This is a genomic window from Candidatus Alcyoniella australis, from assembly GCA_030765605.1.
Taxonomy (GTDB): Bacteria; Lernaellota; Lernaellaia; order JAVCCG01; family Alcyoniellaceae; genus Alcyoniella; species Alcyoniella australis.
On record JAVCCG010000084.1, the window covers coordinates 22,016 to 38,531 of the forward strand.

Here is a 16,516-nt window from a genome sequence, read left to right on the forward strand (position 1 = left end):
GCTGGCTCCTTACCGTTCTCGATGCTACGCTCCGCGCAATGGGTTGTCGATACACCAAGGTTGCGATCATTGGGGGAGGTCCCGCGGGCGCGGTCTGCGCGGAGTACCTGGCGCGCGCAGGCTGCGATGTCACGGTGTTCGAGGGACGCGTCTGCTGGGAGAAGCCCTGCGCCGGCGGACTGACCCCGCTGCTGTTCGACGAGTTTCCCTGGATGCACGCACTGGATCAAAATTGCACCAGGGCCGACCGCGCGCGGATCGAACTGTTCGACGACAAAATCGAGATCGAGCTTTCCCGTCCGATCCGCATGGTGACCAGGGCCGACCTGGCGCGCCTGCTTCGGGGGCGCACCCAATCCGCGGGTGCGCGTTGGGTCGATCGTTTCGCGCGTACGATCGAGCCCGCAGGACCATCGGTGCTGGTCGAGGGCGAGCGTTTCGACTGCGTGGTCGGCGCGGACGGCGCAAGCTCGAGCGTGCGCCGCAGGCTCTCCACGCCGTTGTCGCGCGAGGACATGGCGCTCAGCTCAGGTCTCTACGTGCCCGCGCGATTCCAGCGCGGGATCGTGGTGCGCATGCTGCCGCAGCTGTGCGGCTACGCCTGGATTTTCCCCCGTCCGGACTGCACCAGCGTCGGAGTGGTCGGCGCCTACGCCGCCACTGACGGCCGCGAACTGCGGCGCGAAGCCGAACGTCTGGCGCGCGATTATTTGCCGGCCGCGGCGGTGGATGCCGCGCGTCCCTTCGGCCATCCGCTGCCCGCGGTACGCGGCGGGCTGTTGCTCGACGACGGATTGTGGAGCGATCGCTTCGCGCTGGTGGGCGACGCTGCGGGGCTGTGCGACCAGCTCACCGGCGAGGGCATTCGCTGGGCGATGCTCTCGGGCAAGCTGGCGGCCGAGGCGATCGCCGCCGGCGAGATGCGGCGCTACGCTGACGCACTGCGTAAACGCGTGCTGCCCGAGCTCGCCCTCTGCGGACGTTACGTGTCGCGCATTTTGCGTCGCGGCCCGCTGCGGTTGGCTGGATTATTCGGTCCGCGATCGAGTTTGTTGCGGCGCGCGATCGACGATTATCTGACCGGCAGCTTGAGCTATCCGAACTTCAAGCAGCGCTTGATTTACCCCGCGCCGTTGTTCTTCGGTCAACTCGCCGTGCAGTTTTTATTTTCCAAACGTAAGTGAATTGTTGACATAGCCAAGTGCGCTTCGATATAAGTTTTTTAACAGTTCTTTGAAACATCAGGAAAAAAACGAAAAACGATATGGGGAAATCGTTCGGCGCTTCCAAAGCCCTATTTGACGGGCATTTTCGGGCGCCGTACGGACAGGCCGTTGCCGAGTAGGCGTCGCGTGTCTGTCGAGCGGGTCGCGAAGCTGCATGGGAAAAGACAACGAGAATTCGCGGCGCGTCATTCACAGCATGGTTTGGTCTCGCCTCTCAACGGTTCGACTGAGGGAGCTAACCATAACAGGAGGTCAGGAAAGTGCCTGTGAAAAAAACTGCTGCGAAAAAGAAGGTAGCCAAAAAGCCCGTAGCCAAGAAGGCTGTAGCCAAGAAGGCTGTGGCAAAGAAGGCTCCGGCAAAGAAGGTCGTGAAAAAGGCCGTTGCAAAGAAGGCTCCGGCAAAGAAGATCGTGAAGAAGGCCGTCGCCAAGAAGGCCCCGGCAAAGAAGATCGTGAAGAAGAAAGCCGTCGCCAAGAAGGCCCCGGCGAAGAAGGCCGTGAAGAAGGTCGTGAAGAAGAAAGCCGTCGCCAAGAAGGCCCCGGCAAAGAAGGCCGTGAAGAAGGTCGTGAAAAAGAAAGCCGTTGCCAAGAAGGCCCCGGCGAAGAAGGTCGTGAAGAAGGCCGTTGCCAAGAAGGCCCCGGCAAAGAAGGCCGTGAAGAAGAAAGTCGTTGCCAAGAAGGCCCCGGCTAAAAAAGTCGTAAAGAAGAAAGCTCCGGCCAAGAAGAAATAGTCGGTCGCTTTAATCTGAGCTAGATTAGAAGGGCGTTCCCGAGAGGGGCGTCCTTTCTTCTTTTCAAGAGGTCCGCAACAGAATGGATGACGAGGGCGTCAAGGTCGTATCCAGAAACCGCAAGGCACGCCACAACTACGCCATCGAGGACACACTGGAAGCCGGGCTCTCGCTGCAGGGCACCGAGGTCAAGAGCCTGCGCGAGGGACGCGCGAGCCTCACCGACGGCTACGTGTCTTTCGATAAGGGCCAAGCCTACTTGGTCTCAGTGCACATCGACGAGTACTCCCACGGCAACCGCTTCAACCACGAGCCGCTACGCAGGCGCAGACTGTTGTTGCACAAGGAAGAGATCCGACGCCTGTCGGTCAAGGTTGCGCAACGCGGCCTGTCGGTGGTGCCGTTGCAGATTCACTTCCGCCGCGGCAAAGCCAAGGTGCTGCTTGGAGTCGGTCGCGGCAAGCGCACGCAAGATAAGCGCGAGACGCTCAAGCGCCGCGACCTGGACCGCGAGATGGAGCGCGAGTTGCGCCGTCGCTAGCCCGTACTAAATTAAATTAGAGCGTAGACGATCAGCGCCGCGGCAGCGGTCTGGGTGAAGTTCAGTGTCTCGTTGGGATCCAGGTGCCAGATGTCGAAGATCCCGCCGAGCACACTCTCGAAGTGGATCGCGACCAAGGCCGCGAGGGAGACGAGCAACACGCCGCTGCCATCGACCAATCCCAATACGAATGCCAGAGCGGCGATCAACGCGCCGCCTAGTCCCCCAAGCACGGTGCCGGCCAAGCTGACCGCGCCCTCGGTGCCCACTGACACGCGCTGGAAGTTGTTGAGCGAGATGGGATGCTTGCCGTAGAGCTGCCCCAACTCCGAGGCGATGGTGTCGGCCAGCGCCGCGGCCATTCCCGCGGCCATGCACGGCAGCGGCCAGATCGCATCGGGCAACGCCAGGTGTGCGATGCCGACGATGGCCGTAACGCTGGTATTGGCCAGGGCGTGCTTGGCGCTACGGCGTCCGCCCTTTTTCTGGGCGATCCCCTTGGCTGCCTTGAGTGCGTACTTGTGGCGGCTGGCCGCAGTACCCACGATGAAGAACGTCAGCAGCAGCATGTAGCCTTGCCATCCGCCGCCGATCCAAATCGCGATGCCCACCAGCAGGCCGCCGATCACGCCCGAGATGTCCACGGCGCGCGCGCGATAACTCACCGCGGCGATCAGACCGTTGATGCCCAAGCCGAGTAAGAGGTTCAGCGGCGAGAAGGGATCCATTGTTTAGGCGAGTTTCAACTGCAGCAGCCAGATCACCAGCGCGCCGCAGGCCGGGACCGTGATGTTGTCGACCACCGGCAGCGGCAGGCTCTCGACGATGGCGCAGCACAGTGAGGCGACCACCGCGATGGTCCAGATCTGACCGCCGTTTAAAAGCGGCATGCCCGGCACCGGCCACAGCCAAGTGAACCAGCCGATCAGCATCACGCTGCCCAGAATGCCGAAGAACACGAACGCCAGCGTGCCGATCCAACTCTTGTCGCGGTTCCACGGCAGCTTGTCTTCCCCGTAGCTCACGCCGAACAGGTTGGCGAAGGCGTCGCCGAAAGCCATGATCGACCAGGCGCCGGCCACGATCCACATTTGCTCACGCGTGTGGAAAACCAAAATCAGCAGCAGCACCATCGCGCCGTAGGCGATCTTGCCCGCCGAGTATCCGCGCAGGCGTTCGTCCTCGCGCATCGTATCTTTGATCAGCAGCTTGGAGCCGACGATGCCGTAGATCACCGAGAGCACGGCAAGTACCAGCGCCAGCCAGATCGGCAGATATTTAAGCAGAAAGGCGAAGGCGATCGGCGCGATATGCTCGGCTTTACGCCGATGCTCGGAATAGGCGACGTTGTTCATTCTGGATCGGATTTCAGTCCGTGGGCTCAGCCGCAGGTTGCTCGGACTTGACGAAGCCGCTGAGCACGATCGCGTAGCGCTCGCCGGGATAGGGATGCACGTCGGGCATGTCGCGGAACAGCCAGCCCTGCCAATCGACCTCGCCGCTGATCTTGACCTGGGCCGCGGGATTGAGCGGCTCGCTGGTCACGCTGGTGATCGAGTCTTCGCTCATCACGAATGCGGGCAAAAAGTTCAGCACCTCGATGGTCAGCTTGGGCTCGGTCTGCTCGACGGTCAGCTTGCCGTGGATCGGCACCTGGACCTGCAGCAGCTCGGCTTGCGTTTTGCGCTCGCTAATGGCGATCAGCACCTTGCTGTATGCCTGCTCCACCTGCTCGGACACCACCACCTTGCGCTCGATCGGCTGGCCCATGCCCTGCTGCCCGGTAGGAGCCATTTGCGGAGGCATCTGCGGAGGCATCTGCGGAGGCATTTGTGGAGGCATTTCTACGGCCGCCTGCTCGACCGGCTGCGCGTCCGCCGGAGTCGGCTCACTCTCGCGGCAACCGTAAAGCGGCAGCGCGCAGAGCAGCACAATGCTCAGACCGAAGGCGATCAGTGTAAACCGGTAGTTGGTCAATGTGGCTCGCAACTCGGCGTGCATCATTCCTCCTCGAAATCCAGTGCCGTGCGCCAAAAATGGCGACTAATAATACGCGCGCAATGCGTTGAATTCCAGCCCCGGCAATGCATTACCCGAGAAACCGGCGTACTTCTTGACTTTATATCAATAAATTGCTATATTGCAATACGTGAATATTTAATCGAGGATTACAACATGCCGTTGTACGAATATAAGTGTAAAGAATGCGGCCTCGAGTTTGATGAACTCGTCAGCCTCTCCAAGCGCGACCAGGTGCGCTGCCCCAAGTGCCAAGGTGATCCCGAGCGCAAACTCTCGGGATTCGTCAGCAGCGGGGGCGGGGGCGGCCTTTCGAGCTCGTCGTGCTCCTCCGGGCCGACGGGCTTTAGCTGAGGCTCGTAAGCAGGCGCGGTCGCGCCTTCGATTTTCCGCACATCTCCCCGCCGAGGTTGGTCCTTGGCGATCTATATTGAATAATATCGATCACTCGCGCGTATAGCCCTCAAAGGGAGGCGGCGATTGATAAACACATGGCAGATCGTACTGCTGGTGGTTGGCATCGTTGGGACGCTGATGCTGGCCAGCGTGCTGGTGCTTGGAAAGGTGCGCAAGGTCGGCCGGTCCAAACGCGACGCGCTGCTGGCCCGCGTGGGCGAGCACAACCTGCTGCGCTTCGAGCCCGCGGCCAACTGCTTCGGCCGCAAGTCCTTAGGGCTGGCCCAGGTGCGCGGCAACGGCTGCTGGGCCCTGACCGCCGATCGGATCGTGTTCGACTATTGGGTCGGGGGCAAGGATTTCGAGATCCCCCTGAGCAACGTCACGGCAACACGCACCGGCAAGAGCTTCCTGGGCAAGACCAAGGGACATCCGCTGCTGATCGTGGAGTACACCAACGAGTCGGGGCAAGCCGACGAGGCCGCCTGGCTGCTGGCCGACGTCGATTCGGCCAAGGCCGAAGTCGACCAACGTAGAGGCTAGTGAACCCTGTCTCGCACTTCCTCATCGGCTGGGTCACGGCCAACACGGTCGAGCTGACCCGACGCGACCGCGCACTGATCGTGATTGCCGGAGTTGCCCCGGACCTCGACGGCCTGGGGATTGTGGCTGAGAAAGCCACGCAGCACAGCGAGCAGCCCCTGCTCTGGTGGACGCAATATCATCACGTGCTGTGCCACAACCTGGGGTTCGGCCTACTGCTGACTGCCCTGGCCCTGGTGCTTGCCAAGACCCGACGCGCGATAACCGCGCTGCTGGCCCTGCTGGCGTTCCATTTGCACCTGCTCGGCGATTTGGTGGGCGCACGCGGCCCTGAGGGCGACCAATGGCCGATCCCCTATTTGCTGCCCTTCTCCGACAAATGGGAACTTGCCTGGTCGCACCAATGGGCGCTCAACGCCTGGCCCAACTTTGCGATTACCGCCGCCATGCTCGCCGCTACATTCTACCTGGCAGCCAAACGCGGCTACTCCCCCCTGGAGTTCGTATCACAAAAGGCTGATAAGAAGTTCGTCGAAACGCTGAGGAAGCGGTTTGGGGAAAACTGGCCCAGCGGGTAATTATTCGCATTCGGCCCAGTTCCACCCGGGTGTGGGCTGGAAAAGAGATCGATCAGGATCGCACTTTAACGCTCGACAGACCCTCTCCAGACAATTAAGCCCCTCTTCCTCGTGGCGATAGCAATGCATTTCCTCGGAATCGGCTTCGCACGAGGCGACGCACTCAGCAATCGAAGGTTGTTCAAAAATCCTTTGGGCGTCTGAGCAATTCAACAACATATCGCAACGCTCGACACAAGCGTCGTGCCCGAAATCCTCCTCGTCATCGTTGCCCTCGTCGTCTTCGTCATGATCATCATCATTGTCATCGATATCGTCGTCGCCATCGATATCGTCGTCGCCATCGATATTCACGTCATCATTGTTGTTGTCTTCTGACCTGCTGTTGTCATCGCTATCATCGTCGCTGGTGCAAGAGAGGCAACCGAACAGCAGTAATACAATACAAATATAATATATTATCGACCTATACTTATTCCCCATCGCGCCCTCATTTACCTTGATTGCATACAAACTATAATAGCTACACTGTTTTGTCAATATTTACATTCGCTCGATGTTTCAGCTTGAATTCATCTCGTAAAAGGTTGGCAAATACCTCTGTGAGACGCTGAGGAAGCGGTTTAAAACCGATGGCGGGTGTTAACAGGATGATATCGCACCTTGGTCCATACGATCTCATTGGCGCTTTGGGACTCGGCAGCCGGATTGTCCAACACAATGGCGTCTTTGCTTTTAATAGTGACGTATATCTCCTGGTTGTCAATGACCACCACGGCCTTGTCGCCTGAACAGCTCGTCATTGATAGCGAGGCCACTTCAGGCCGACGCGAGGTCACTTCCAGGATCCTTTGGCCACTGCCAAATTCAAACGTGGTTCTGATCTTGATCCCCCGGCCCGCTTCGTGCTCCCAAGACCCGGACAGCCTGTCCTGACACGCTTTCAGGTCGTTCCCTGACGACCCCGGCAGCATTCCGCACGCTACACAGAATAACGCAGCGCTCCCGATCATCACGCAGACCAGCACCGCCCCGAACCTTTGGCTGTGCATTGCCATCCCCCTGATTCTGGGAAAAGTCCCTTTTCCGAACCCCGAAAACCCTCGCATGCTATTTCTTTTTATATTTTAACCTTATACTAACTGCACACGATGAAAGCAACTCCTTTGCCGCCGCCTTCTACCTGGAAGCCAAACGCGGCTACTTCTCCCTGGATTTCATCTCACAAAGGGCGTATAATAAGTTTGTTGAATTTTCAAGAAAGAGGTTCGGAAATGCATTGGATCACTGATATACAAAAATATTGGTCAGAGATGACTAAAACTGCTCGTTCTTTAATTAAAGCCGCTTTCGCGACGCTTATATTATTTTCCCTTATCGAATTTTTAAATTGCATACAATTTCCACCTTTATTTACTTTAGTACTTAATCATAGCGATAGCTTGTATGGCTTGCTTCTTACCGCTGCTTTTATAATCACTTTTTGGTATCTACGATTAAAGCATAAAGAAGAAGAGTTGATGAATGATAAACTTCATAAAGCTTTAAATATGTTAGGGCATCCAAATAGCTCTACTCGTATTATTGCTATCTACTTATTGGGCCATATAATGAAAGAGTACACATTTTTTCATTGGACCATAGTGGTAACATTGGTCGATTACATCCGTGTTCATTCAGAGTGTAAGGGTGATGAGATATCTTCTGAACGTGCTGGTCGTGATATTGAGGCAGCAATCCGTGTACTAGGTAGACGAAACGACAACCTAGATCCCGAGGGTTCAAAAATCGATCTCGTTCGCTGCAATTTAAATGATGTAGGCTTTGGAAAAGAACTTGATGGGGCTAAATTCCCGTATGCTTCGTTTCATGGCTCCTCCTTAAAAAGAGTAAATATGATGGAAGCTATTCTTAATAATGCCAGTTTTCATAGTACCGATATATCTGGGGCAAGCTTCTGCGGTGCAAATCTTGTTAACGCTAATTTTAGATATGTAATACAAGCGATTAGGACTAATTTCAGCAACGGCAAAAAACATATCGGGCCACCAGTTAGTCCTGCTAATCTCCGTGGCGCAGATTTTACTCGTGCCCATATAAGCGGAGCGAACTTTGAAGGCGCAACCTTGAATGAAGTTGTGTTTCATGGCGCAACATGTGTTAATACAATTTTTATCAAAGCATCCCTAAACAACGCCGATTTCTCAATTGCTGATAAAGGCACTCCAAAAGCCAAACCTGCTCATCTCTGTGGTGCCGACTTTAGAGGCGCACCATTGAATGGTGCAATTTTCAAAGACGCACTATACAATGACGACACAAAAGGTCTAGATCAAGCAACATTGGATACAATGACAAGATGTACCCTCGAAGAATGCAATAAACAAAAGACAGAATAGCTCATTTATATACAAGCTGATATGAATACAGATAGTACAAATATCGATGCCCAACTCACCTCCTACAATCGCAACTTCGCCCGTTACAACAAGCGGCGGGTGCGGTTTTTCCGCTGGTTATTCAAGCACTACAATCGGCTTGAGGTGATCGGGGCGTAGAACGTGCCCCAGGGGCTAAGTCAAACAACTCAAATCAATTGACATAAAAATATTGGGTAGTTTTTATTGAACTTGCCTTACTTGCGGCAAGTTCCTTGACCTGGATCTGGACCGTGATAGGTTGCTCCGGCGAGATAGCTATTCCCAACGCCATCCACGCAATATACGTTCTCTGATCCTTCATCAGATACTCTTCCATAATAGAAGTAATTGCCTACAAGTACATTCTCGCTTCCTTCCGACCCCAGTTCAATCACATCTGGTTGAGTTTGAGGACTACCATCATAATGAGTAATATACGTATTATTTGTAACCCAGTTATTCTCTCCCTTATAAATATGGCTCCCCTCTCCTCCGTACATCTCTACGTGGTTGCCCTCAACGATTGAATGCGATGTTTCAGATAGCCATATTCCATTACAAGCCGCCCCTCCCCTTGACACGATCTTGTTATTTCTGATTAGGACTTTTTGGCTATTCATTATTGCAATCGGAGATTCAACAGAAGGAAATTGATTCTCGTATCTGTTTTCAGAAATAGTCACATCCACACAATTCAAACAATCCACTCCATATCCAGATCCAATTTCATTTATAAAAGTGGAGTTGCATATTGCTGCTTTCTCTACGGGATGATCCCTTCCTTCTAAGTCAATAAATCTTCTCTCCGGATTATATATTTTAACTTCCGATATTTTACAGCCGTTACCTCCTCCAATAATTCCAGTTTGAAATTCATGCAACACACAGCCGGTAATAAAATCATTTTTACCATTTAGCATTATTCCTGCTTGGTCTTTTCTGCCTCTTAGGATTGTTCCGTCACAGTATAATCCAATATTGTTCGATTCAATGACTATCCCTGGTTCGTCGGTATTACTTAAATCATATTCCCCCGGACAGAAAACAGTTGTCTCTGTAATTTTCATTCCTGGCGTGGGTTTTACGCAAGTTATGTTATAATTATTGGGATCTCTGTTTTCACATCGATTGTCTATCTCGGGAGGAACTATCTTCTCGTCACCTTCTACAGAATCATTATCATCAAATTGTCTTTGGTGGCTTAAATGCTCATCATAATTATCATTGTTAAATAGACCATTGACTAGCTTCCATGCCGGCATTTGTGGATTCGTTGCGGCAACCGCTGTAACAATTAAATACAGCAAGAATATGACTATTACAGATACTACCGGAGCGATGAAAAACCATCTGCGAGCAATGGCATGATATCGGACTTTTTTTTGCGGCTTCATTTTTTATATTTGCAACTAACGTCCAGCTTGCGAGGCATTGAACTTGATAATTCAAAATTAATTATACCACATTGTATTGCTTTACAAGGGTGATATTATTCTCTAATGACAACTCAGGATTCTTTAATCATCAACCACCGTCTCACCGCTTACCGCCAGGATTTCGCCCGTTGCAACCAGCGGCGGGTGCGGTTTTTTCGCTGGATGTTCAAGCACTACAATCGGCTCGAGGTGATCGTCGCGGACTAGCGATTGATCCGACACTCGGCTTTACCTGCTTGACATAGCCTTGCGGCTCCAACAAAGTTGCAAGACTTCCCCCGCACCAGATCAGGAGGTTTGCCGATGATACTGCTCAACCCCAAGCAGCACACACGCCACTACCCGGACGAGCGCACCCGCGAGCTGATGCTCAAGACCATCGAATTCTTTGAGAGCAAGGGCAAGGGCAAGCTCAAGCAGGACGACCGCGAGCGCACCTGGTACCGCGACTTCCTCGATTTCAACAAGCAAGAGAAGCTGTTCGCCACGCTGCTCACCCCGGCGGGGTACGGCGCCGAGGACTCGCGTTGGGACACTTGGCGCATCTGCGAGTTCAACGAGATTTTGGCGTTCTACGGCCTGCACTATTGGTACGCCTGGCAGGTCTCGATTCTCGGGCTGGGGCCGATCTGGATGAGCGACAACGAGCAGCTCAAGCAGCGCGCCGCACAGCAGTTGATCGACGGCGAGATCTTCGCCTTCGGCCTGTCCGAGCGCGCGCACGGGGCCGACGTCTATTCCACCGAAATGGCGCTGACCGAGGCGGGTGAGGGAAAGTACAAGGCCAACGGCAGCAAGTACTACATCGGCAACGGCAACGAGGCCAAGATGGTCTCGACCTTCGGCAAGTTCGCGGAGAGCGGCGACTACGTGTTCTTCATCGCCAACTACCTCAAACCGCAGTACGAGCTGGTCAAGAACATCGTCAACGCACAATCGTACGTGGCCGAGTACGCGCTGCACGACTACGAGGTCGGCGAGGACGAGATCCTAAGCAAAGGCCAGAACGCTTGGGACTCGGCGCTGAACACGGTCAACGTGGGCAAGTACAACCTGGGCTGGGCCTCGATCGGCATCTCCACCCACGCGTTCTACGAGGCGATCAAGCATGCGGCCAACCGCGTGCTCTACGGCATGCACGTCACCGACTTCCCGCACGTCAAGCAGTCGTTCGTCGACGCCTACTCGCGGCTGGTGGCGATGAAGCTCTTTGCCCTGCGCACCGCCGACTACATGCGCACCGCATCGCGCGAGGATCGGCGCTATTTGCTTTATAATCCCGCGGTCAAGATGAAGGTCACCACCCAGGGCGAGGACGTGATCAACCTGCTGTGGGACGTGATCGCGGCCAAGGGGTTCGAGAGCGACATGTATTTCGAAAGCGCGGCCCGCGACATCCGCGCCCTGCCCAAGCTCGAGGGCACGGTGCACGTCAACATCGCGCTGATCCTCAAGTTCATGCCCAACTACTTTTTCAACCCCGGCCAGTTTCCGGAGATGGGCACTCAGGACCAGATCGGCGACGACGCGTTCCTGTTCGACCAGGGTCCGACCAGGGGCCTGGGCAAAGTCCAGTTCCACGACTACAACGTCGCCTACGGCAAGTTCGACCTGCCCAACGTCAGGCTGTTCCGCGAGCAGATCGAGATCTTCAAAGAGGCGCTGATGGCTGCCGCGCCAATGGGCGATCAGCAGAAGGACATGGACTTCCTGCTGACCATCGGCGAGATCTTCACCCTGGTGGTCTACGGCCAGCTGGTGCTGGAAAACGCCGAGCTGTACAAGCTCGAGAACGACGTGGTCGACCAGATCTTCGACTTCATGGTGCGCGACTTCTCCAAGTTCGCGCTCCAGCTCTACGCCAAACCCAGCAGCACGGAAACGCAGCAGGAATATTGCCTGAAGATGATCCGCAAACCCGCGGTCGATCAGCAGCGCTACGAGCGCGTCTGGAGCGAGTTCGTCTACCCGCTCAAGGACGCCTACGAGATGAATCCCTGAGCTGAGAACCGAGCCGTATGAACGAAGAACGCCGCGGCTCAAGCCGAGTCCTCAAGCGCCTGATGCTGCTGTTCGGCACTGACGAGCCGCGCAACCAGGGCTTTACGCGCAACCTCTCGCGCGAGGGAATCGAGATCGCGGCCAGGAAGGTCCCGCCGCCCAAGACCGAACTGCTGATCCGTTTGCAGACCGACTCGGGCGACATCGATCTGCACGGAGTGGTGCGCTGGCGCAAGGCCGGCCAAAGCATGGGCGTCGAACTGCATGAGCGCCCCCTGGCCTACCTGGATCTGCTCAGCGAACTTTCGGGCAATCTGCGCGCGCGCTGAGGTCCGCCTGCTTGACTGTCCCCACGGCGCAAGATAGCTTTTAAATCCCGCCCGCAATCCATTCGAGGTAAACCCCATGGACCCGACCTTCAACATTGATCCCGGACTTTTAGACAACGCAAACGAGTTCAGCGACCCGTTCTTCGAGCGCTTTACGTTGCGCAGCGCGCCGCAGCCGCTGAAGCTTAACGACGCGGTGTCCAAGGACTACAAGTTTCCCACGTTCTACGGCGACGTGACCTGCGCCATGGCCGTGTTCCTCTGCTCGTACCAGCGGGCCAAGGAGCTGCTGCCGCACCCCAAGATGGAGCCGGTGCGCATGCCGCGCGGCCGCGCGCTGGTGGCGTTTTCGAACTACGTCTACCGCAAGGTGCTCGGCGTGGCGCCCTACAACGAGATCGCAATGACGATCCCGATCCAGATCGCGCCGCGCATCAACGTGCCGCTGCTGCCCATGGTGCTCGACGTGTTTCCGCGCTTTGGCTACTACGTGTTCTCGATGCCCGTGACGTCGCTGGAAAACCAGATCCGCGGGCTCAAAATTTGGGGACTGCCCAAGGTCGTACAGCGCATCGACATTGACGATGAAAACGGCGACTGCGTAACCCGCGCGTTCGAGGAATCGGGCGACCAGTACTTTGAGCTGCGCGTGCCCAAGGCGGGCAAGCCCACCGGGTTCGACGTCTGCTCCAATCTCTACAGCAGGCTGGGCAACGAGCTGAAACAGTCGCGCACCTGCTTTAAAGCCCAGTTCAACGTGACCAAGCGCATGGACCTGCTGTTTAAGACCAACGTCGAGCCCGACCGCGAATACCTCAAGCTGGGCAACGGCCCGTCGGCCGAGGTGCTCAAGCGGCTCGAGCTCGAGCGTCAGCCGTTCCAACTGCGATACGCCGAGCGCATGAGCTCGTGCTTCGACCTGTCCAACGCCGACTACAAACCCCCGTTCGGCTTCGAGGATAAATAAGATGAAGATCGTCTTCTTCGGCTCCGGCGTAATCGGCGGCTGCGTGGCCGGCTGGATCACTCCCCACAACGCAGATACCTACGTGCTCGACCAGGGCGAAGTAGCCCAAGCGCTACGCGCGCGTGGCATTACGCTGTATCACGTCGACGACCGCAACCTGCTCTCGACCGTTAACCCGCAGGTGATCGACAGCCTCGAACAGGTGCCCGACGCCGACCTGGTGGTGCTCGGGGTCAAGAACTACAGCATCGAGTTTGCGGCCGAGCAGATTAAAAAAACCATGGGCGATCGGCCGATCATCATGGCGATGCAAAACGGCATCTATAACCAGCAGGTGCTGCCCAAGTACTTTTCCAAAGTCGTCTACTGCGTGATCTCCTTCAACGCCTGGGCCGACGAGCCGGGGCTGATCGGCTATCAGAAAAAGGGTCCGCTGATTTTGGGCACGCCGGACAATTCGCTGCGGCCCGAGATGGAGCGCATCGCCGAGATCTTCAATCGCGGCGTGGAGACCGTGGTCACCGATCACTTCAACGACGCGGCGCACTGCAAGCTGGTCATCAACCTCACCAACTCGCTGACCACGCTGATCGGCCACAAGCAGCAGCCGCTCTCGGACCCGGCGCTGTTCCAAAAGCTGCTCACCGGCATGATGTGGGAAGGCGTCGAGATTGTGCGCAGCGCGGGGATCAAGGAGTGCAAGCTCGGCGGCATGCCGCCGTGGCGCACGATGTGGGTCGGGGCCAAACTGCCGCGAATCATCACCAAGGGCATCTTCGAAAAAAACGTTAAAAAGATGGTGCTCAGCTCCATGGCCCAGGACGTGCTGCAACACCGCCGCGGCCAGTCCGAGCTCGAGACGATCAACGGCGAGATCCTCACAATCGCCCAGCGCATCGGCCATCCCGCGCCGTACAACCGCGCGATCTACGAGCTGTGCAAAACCGAGTTTGGCAAGCCCGAGTTCGTGCCGCTGGACGTGCGGCAGGTCTGGCAGGAAGTGCAAAAACGGCTGTAGGCGATGCGGATTAGGAGTAGATGATGCTCGCCGCCAAACACAGAGTCGTACTGTTGATTGTCGCGGGATTGCTGCTCCTCACGTGCTTCGCCTCGGCCCAGGAGCAGTCGGCGTATTTGCAGATCGAGCTCGAGATCAACAAGGACGTGCTGCCGACCAAAATCTGGGGAACCAACTACCCCAGCTACGCGGTGTGGGTCGTTGACGCGGCCGACGGCCGGGCGATCACGATCTATGTCAGCAAGAAGCTGGGGTACGACAAATGGTTCGGCACCAAGTCGCGCCCCTCGGCAGCGCCGGTCTGGGAGGCGGTGCGGGCCAATGAGCCGGGCTATAACCCGGACGCGGTCTCCTCGGCCACGCCCAAAAATTTGCAGACCATCACCTGGCCGATCCCCAACGAGCTGATGAACAAAGAGCTCTCGGTGTTCATCGAGGCCAACTGCTCGTTCCAGTACAACGACTTCTATTCTAAAGACGCCAAAGAGGGCCAGCCCGGATATTGCGAGTTCAACGGCCAACCCTCGGTGATCTGGAAAGCGACGTTCACACCCGCCGACGCGCAAAGCACGGAACTCACACCCACGCTCATCGGCCACGGCCACGTCCTGGGCCTGGATCACAAGATCGACCCCGACCTTTCCAACCTCACCTCGGCCAAACAGATCTTCAGCAAGATCGAGATACGGTACCTGCGCCCGTAAAGGCTACGGACAGGTATCAACCTGATAGCACTTCATCTGCCCTTCAGGACAGTCCCCTGGGCAACACTTGAATCCGACGCCGCAATCGCTGTCCGTGGTGCACGCGCCACAGAACGAGTAGTCAGGCTGCGACGTCGCATCATAGATGAACACACCGACCCCCACAGACACGAACAACACCACCACGATCACGGCCAACAGCAAACGGCGCATAGCAGCCTCCTTGGTTAACGGACTTCCAGAATTTACTCCGCGAAAATATCCTTGAGCTCCAACCCGAAGCCCATGATCTTGGCTCCCGACTCCTTGACCAACCCCAGCTCCGGATGGAAGTAGAGGGTCGCGGTGCCGTCGGAATCGGGCCACATGCCGAACTCCTGGTGCGCCGTGATGTTCACCTGCTTGCAGTGCTCCACCGTGCCGTATGGCACGTCCACGGTCACGTCCAGCGCGATGGTCTCGGAGGTCAGCTCCACGTAGAAGTCGGTCTCATCGCCCCAGATTGTCCAGGTGCCGCTGCCGGTGTCGGTCTGCGGATCGTTCAACGTATCGCTGATGAACATGTAGATCAGCTCGTCCATCACGAAGATCCCGTCCGGGTCCGTATCAGCCTTGTCCTGATTGGTCCAGAAGATCTCCGCTCCGGCAAATCCCACCTGGTCCTCCACCGAGAAATCGAACCAGCCGTGCAGGCCCACGATGTCAGCGGCATCAAAGTCGCCCAACTGCAACAGGGTGTACGTGTTGCCGTTGAACTCGTCATCGCCCAGCACCTCGGCCTCGAGCTCGTGACTGCCGCCCGACCACTCGGCCACCTGATAGAGGAAACTCAGCCCGGCCGGCGGCGGCCACCAGTCCTCGTCGTCATCGCCCTAGCAGTCGTCGTCCGAATCGCCGGAGTCGTCGTCGTCCGAATCGCCGGAGTCGTCGTCGTCCGGACCGCCGAAGTCGCCATCATCAATACGAAATGGCACAAGGAAATCAATAGTAACACAGGCATCATTATCTTCAAAAGAGTTCTTAAACTCAGGATAGTCATAGTCAATTTCCTCGTCACAACCTTCCCAATGACCCAGTACCACCTCATATTCCTCAGATTCAGATTGAATTTGCCACGAAAAGGTTCCTGATCCCTCAAATGAATATGAGTTTGTAGTTTCTCCACCAGGCGTGTCGCTTATACTAAAGAATGCTTCGGAAAACGAATATTCACCAGGATTGTAATCTTGAGCCCCATTACACCAATATCTAATATGGATGTGCTCTGATACATACCAAGCGCTTTTATTTTCCAGGTATGTGCCGGAAAAGATAAAATGCATATAATATGAGCCCATTGCTCCGCCAATATAAATAGGTTCTCCTTCCGGATCATCGAAATAGCATAAAAAATCATCATCAAATATCCGTCCTTCAACACGAATATATGGTTCATTTTCATCCAGATCGTCGTCATCATCGTCGTCTCCGCCATCGGAACCATCGTCGTCATCGCCGCCGCCGCTGCACGAGATCACCAGACCGACGCCGAGGCACAGCAGGGCAACAAGGGCCAGGAACAGTAAGCGCTTCATCGATCCCCTCTGGATTGAGCGACTATGATTTAA

General features: G+C 56.0%; 21 protein-coding genes. 12 read left to right on the top strand and 9 right to left on the bottom strand.

Translation table 11 applies throughout. The features are described from left to right. Positions 1-38: 38 nt before the first annotated feature. The 3 genes from P9M14_08930 to smpB all read left to right on the top strand — a co-directional run bounded on the left by P9M14_08930 (position 39) and on the right by smpB (position 2,498). Positions 39-1,184 (top strand): NAD(P)/FAD-dependent oxidoreductase, encoded by a 1,146-nt coding sequence (locus P9M14_08930; GenBank protein ID MDP8255860.1) that lies wholly within the window; start codon positions 39-41, stop codon positions 1,182-1,184. A 302-nt stretch (positions 1,185-1,486) separates the two neighbouring features. After that, a complete protein-coding gene (locus tag P9M14_08935) occupies positions 1,487-1,957 on the top strand; it encodes a histone H1-like repetitive region-containing protein (protein MDP8255861.1) in 471 nt (156 codons plus the stop codon). A gap of 82 nt (positions 1,958-2,039) precedes the next feature. Further along, the gene (gene smpB, locus P9M14_08940) at positions 2,040-2,498 is read left to right on the top strand and encodes an SsrA-binding protein SmpB (GenBank protein ID MDP8255862.1); all 459 of its coding nucleotides are present in this window, start codon (positions 2,040-2,042) and stop codon (positions 2,496-2,498) included. Between the two features lie 11 nt (positions 2,499-2,509). On the opposite strand, the gene P9M14_08945 is transcribed toward smpB, so the two are convergent. From P9M14_08945 to P9M14_08955, 3 genes are read right to left on the bottom strand one after another with little or no spacing between them, the layout of a single operon-like run. Then, entirely contained in the window at positions 2,510-3,226 is a 717-nt protein-coding gene (locus P9M14_08945) for a DUF92 domain-containing protein (protein ID MDP8255863.1), read from the bottom strand. A 3-nt stretch (positions 3,227-3,229) separates the two neighbouring features. Continuing rightward, positions 3,230-3,853: a hypothetical protein gene (locus P9M14_08950; protein ID MDP8255864.1), complete on the bottom strand. Its 624-nt coding sequence runs from the start codon at positions 3,851-3,853 to the stop codon at positions 3,230-3,232. A 13-nt stretch (positions 3,854-3,866) separates the two neighbouring features. Continuing rightward, positions 3,867-4,499, bottom strand: coding sequence for a hypothetical protein (locus P9M14_08955; protein ID MDP8255865.1), 633 nt, complete (start codon positions 4,497-4,499; stop codon positions 3,867-3,869). A 174-nt stretch (positions 4,500-4,673) separates the two neighbouring features. On the opposite strand from P9M14_08955, the gene P9M14_08960 reads away from it, so the two are divergent. The 3 genes from P9M14_08960 (at position 4,674) to P9M14_08970 (ending at position 6,034) form a co-directional block, all read left to right on the top strand. Further along, positions 4,674-4,871 carry a zinc ribbon domain-containing protein gene (locus P9M14_08960; GenBank protein ID MDP8255866.1) on the top strand — a complete coding sequence of 66 codons (198 nt, stop codon included), beginning with the start codon at positions 4,674-4,676 and terminating at the stop codon, positions 4,869-4,871. 126 nt (positions 4,872-4,997) lie between these two features. After that, entirely contained in the window at positions 4,998-5,456 is a 459-nt protein-coding gene (locus tag P9M14_08965) for a hypothetical protein (protein MDP8255867.1), read from the top strand. Continuing rightward, on the top strand, positions 5,456-6,034 hold the full coding sequence (locus P9M14_08970; GenBank protein MDP8255868.1) for a metal-dependent hydrolase: 579 nt from the start codon (positions 5,456-5,458) through the stop codon (positions 6,032-6,034). Before P9M14_08965 ends, P9M14_08970 begins: the two co-directional genes overlap by 1 nt. Here P9M14_08970 and P9M14_08975 read toward each other — a convergent pair whose 3' ends face one another. Both P9M14_08975 and P9M14_08980 read right to left on the bottom strand, forming a co-directional pair. Further along, complete coding sequence (locus P9M14_08975) at positions 6,035-6,547, bottom strand: hypothetical protein (GenBank protein MDP8255869.1); 513 nt, start codon at positions 6,545-6,547, stop codon at positions 6,035-6,037. It lies immediately after the preceding gene. Positions 6,548-6,657: 110 nt separating this feature from the next. Then, positions 6,658-7,086: a hypothetical protein gene (locus tag P9M14_08980; protein MDP8255870.1), complete on the bottom strand. Its 429-nt coding sequence runs from the start codon at positions 7,084-7,086 to the stop codon at positions 6,658-6,660. 222 nt (positions 7,087-7,308) lie between these two features. On the opposite strand from P9M14_08980, the gene P9M14_08985 reads away from it, so the two are divergent. Continuing rightward, positions 7,309-8,433 carry a pentapeptide repeat-containing protein gene (locus P9M14_08985; protein ID MDP8255871.1) on the top strand — a complete coding sequence of 375 codons (1,125 nt, stop codon included), beginning with the start codon at positions 7,309-7,311 and terminating at the stop codon, positions 8,431-8,433. A 236-nt stretch (positions 8,434-8,669) separates the two neighbouring features. Here the strand turns inward: P9M14_08985 and P9M14_08990 are convergent, their stop codons facing one another. Next, a complete protein-coding gene (locus P9M14_08990; protein MDP8255872.1) occupies positions 8,670-9,848 on the bottom strand; it encodes a right-handed parallel beta-helix repeat-containing protein in 1,179 nt (392 codons plus the stop codon). 345 nt (positions 9,849-10,193) lie between these two features. Here P9M14_08990 and P9M14_08995 point away from each other — a divergent pair, with 345 nt between their 5' ends. From P9M14_08995 to P9M14_09015, 5 genes are all read left to right on the top strand, one after another. Next, entirely contained in the window at positions 10,194-11,891 is a 1,698-nt protein-coding gene (locus tag P9M14_08995) for an acyl-CoA dehydrogenase (protein ID MDP8255873.1), read from the top strand. A gap of 17 nt (positions 11,892-11,908) precedes the next feature. Next, on the top strand, positions 11,909-12,220 hold the full coding sequence (locus tag P9M14_09000) for a PilZ domain-containing protein (protein ID MDP8255874.1): 312 nt from the start codon (positions 11,909-11,911) through the stop codon (positions 12,218-12,220). Between the two features lie 76 nt (positions 12,221-12,296). Further along, positions 12,297-13,187: an acetoacetate decarboxylase family protein gene (locus P9M14_09005; GenBank protein MDP8255875.1), complete on the top strand. Its 891-nt coding sequence runs from the start codon at positions 12,297-12,299 to the stop codon at positions 13,185-13,187. A 1-nt stretch (position 13,188) separates the two neighbouring features. Continuing rightward, positions 13,189-14,205, top strand: coding sequence for a 2-dehydropantoate 2-reductase (locus P9M14_09010; GenBank protein ID MDP8255876.1), 1,017 nt, complete (start codon positions 13,189-13,191; stop codon positions 14,203-14,205). A 23-nt stretch (positions 14,206-14,228) separates the two neighbouring features. Continuing rightward, a complete protein-coding gene (locus tag P9M14_09015) occupies positions 14,229-14,909 on the top strand; it encodes a hypothetical protein (GenBank protein MDP8255877.1) in 681 nt (226 codons plus the stop codon). A 3-nt stretch (positions 14,910-14,912) separates the two neighbouring features. Here the strand turns inward: P9M14_09015 and P9M14_09020 are convergent, their stop codons facing one another. Genes P9M14_09020 through P9M14_09030 form a run of 3 tightly spaced genes read right to left on the bottom strand, consistent with a single transcriptional unit; the run spans position 14,913 to position 16,483 of the window. Next, positions 14,913-15,122 (bottom strand): hypothetical protein, encoded by a 210-nt coding sequence (locus P9M14_09020; protein ID MDP8255878.1) that lies wholly within the window; start codon positions 15,120-15,122, stop codon positions 14,913-14,915. Between the two features lie 32 nt (positions 15,123-15,154). Next, the gene (locus tag P9M14_09025) at positions 15,155-15,724 is read right to left on the bottom strand and encodes a hypothetical protein (GenBank protein ID MDP8255879.1); all 570 of its coding nucleotides are present in this window, start codon (positions 15,722-15,724) and stop codon (positions 15,155-15,157) included. Positions 15,725-15,781: 57 nt separating this feature from the next. Continuing rightward, complete coding sequence (locus P9M14_09030; protein ID MDP8255880.1) at positions 15,782-16,483, bottom strand: hypothetical protein; 702 nt, start codon at positions 16,481-16,483, stop codon at positions 15,782-15,784. Between the last annotated feature and the right edge of the window lie 33 nt (positions 16,484-16,516).

Excerpts from the sequence above, each read along its gene's own strand:
- P9M14_08950 (MDP8255864.1), bottom strand. The coding sequence starts at position 3,853 with ATGAACAACGTCGCCTATTCCGAGCATCGGCGTAAAGCCGAGCATATC.
- P9M14_08990 (MDP8255872.1), bottom strand. The coding sequence starts at position 9,848 with ATGAAGCCGCAAAAAAAAGTCCGATATCATGCCATTGCTCGCAGATGG.
- P9M14_08945 (MDP8255863.1), bottom strand. The coding sequence starts at position 3,226 with ATGGATCCCTTCTCGCCGCTGAACCTCTTACTCGGCTTGGGCATCAAC.
- P9M14_09005 (MDP8255875.1), top strand. The coding sequence starts at position 12,297 with ATGGACCCGACCTTCAACATTGATCCCGGACTTTTAGACAACGCAAAC.
- P9M14_09010 (MDP8255876.1), top strand. The coding sequence starts at position 13,189 with ATGAAGATCGTCTTCTTCGGCTCCGGCGTAATCGGCGGCTGCGTGGCC.
- P9M14_08960 (MDP8255866.1), top strand. The coding sequence starts at position 4,674 with ATGCCGTTGTACGAATATAAGTGTAAAGAATGCGGCCTCGAGTTTGAT.
- P9M14_08995 (MDP8255873.1), top strand. The coding sequence starts at position 10,194 with ATGATACTGCTCAACCCCAAGCAGCACACACGCCACTACCCGGACGAG.
- smpB (MDP8255862.1), top strand. The coding sequence starts at position 2,040 with ATGGATGACGAGGGCGTCAAGGTCGTATCCAGAAACCGCAAGGCACGC.
- P9M14_08985 (MDP8255871.1), top strand. The coding sequence starts at position 7,309 with ATGCATTGGATCACTGATATACAAAAATATTGGTCAGAGATGACTAAA.
- P9M14_08955 (MDP8255865.1), bottom strand. The coding sequence starts at position 4,499 with ATGCACGCCGAGTTGCGAGCCACATTGACCAACTACCGGTTTACACTG.
- P9M14_08930 (MDP8255860.1), top strand. The coding sequence starts at position 39 with ATGGGTTGTCGATACACCAAGGTTGCGATCATTGGGGGAGGTCCCGCG.
- P9M14_09000 (MDP8255874.1), top strand. The coding sequence starts at position 11,909 with ATGAACGAAGAACGCCGCGGCTCAAGCCGAGTCCTCAAGCGCCTGATG.
- P9M14_08980 (MDP8255870.1), bottom strand. The coding sequence starts at position 7,086 with ATGCACAGCCAAAGGTTCGGGGCGGTGCTGGTCTGCGTGATGATCGGG.
- P9M14_09015 (MDP8255877.1), top strand. The coding sequence starts at position 14,229 with ATGCTCGCCGCCAAACACAGAGTCGTACTGTTGATTGTCGCGGGATTG.
- P9M14_09030 (MDP8255880.1), bottom strand. The coding sequence starts at position 16,483 with ATGAAGCGCTTACTGTTCCTGGCCCTTGTTGCCCTGCTGTGCCTCGGC.
- P9M14_09020 (MDP8255878.1), bottom strand. The coding sequence starts at position 15,122 with ATGCGCCGTTTGCTGTTGGCCGTGATCGTGGTGGTGTTGTTCGTGTCT.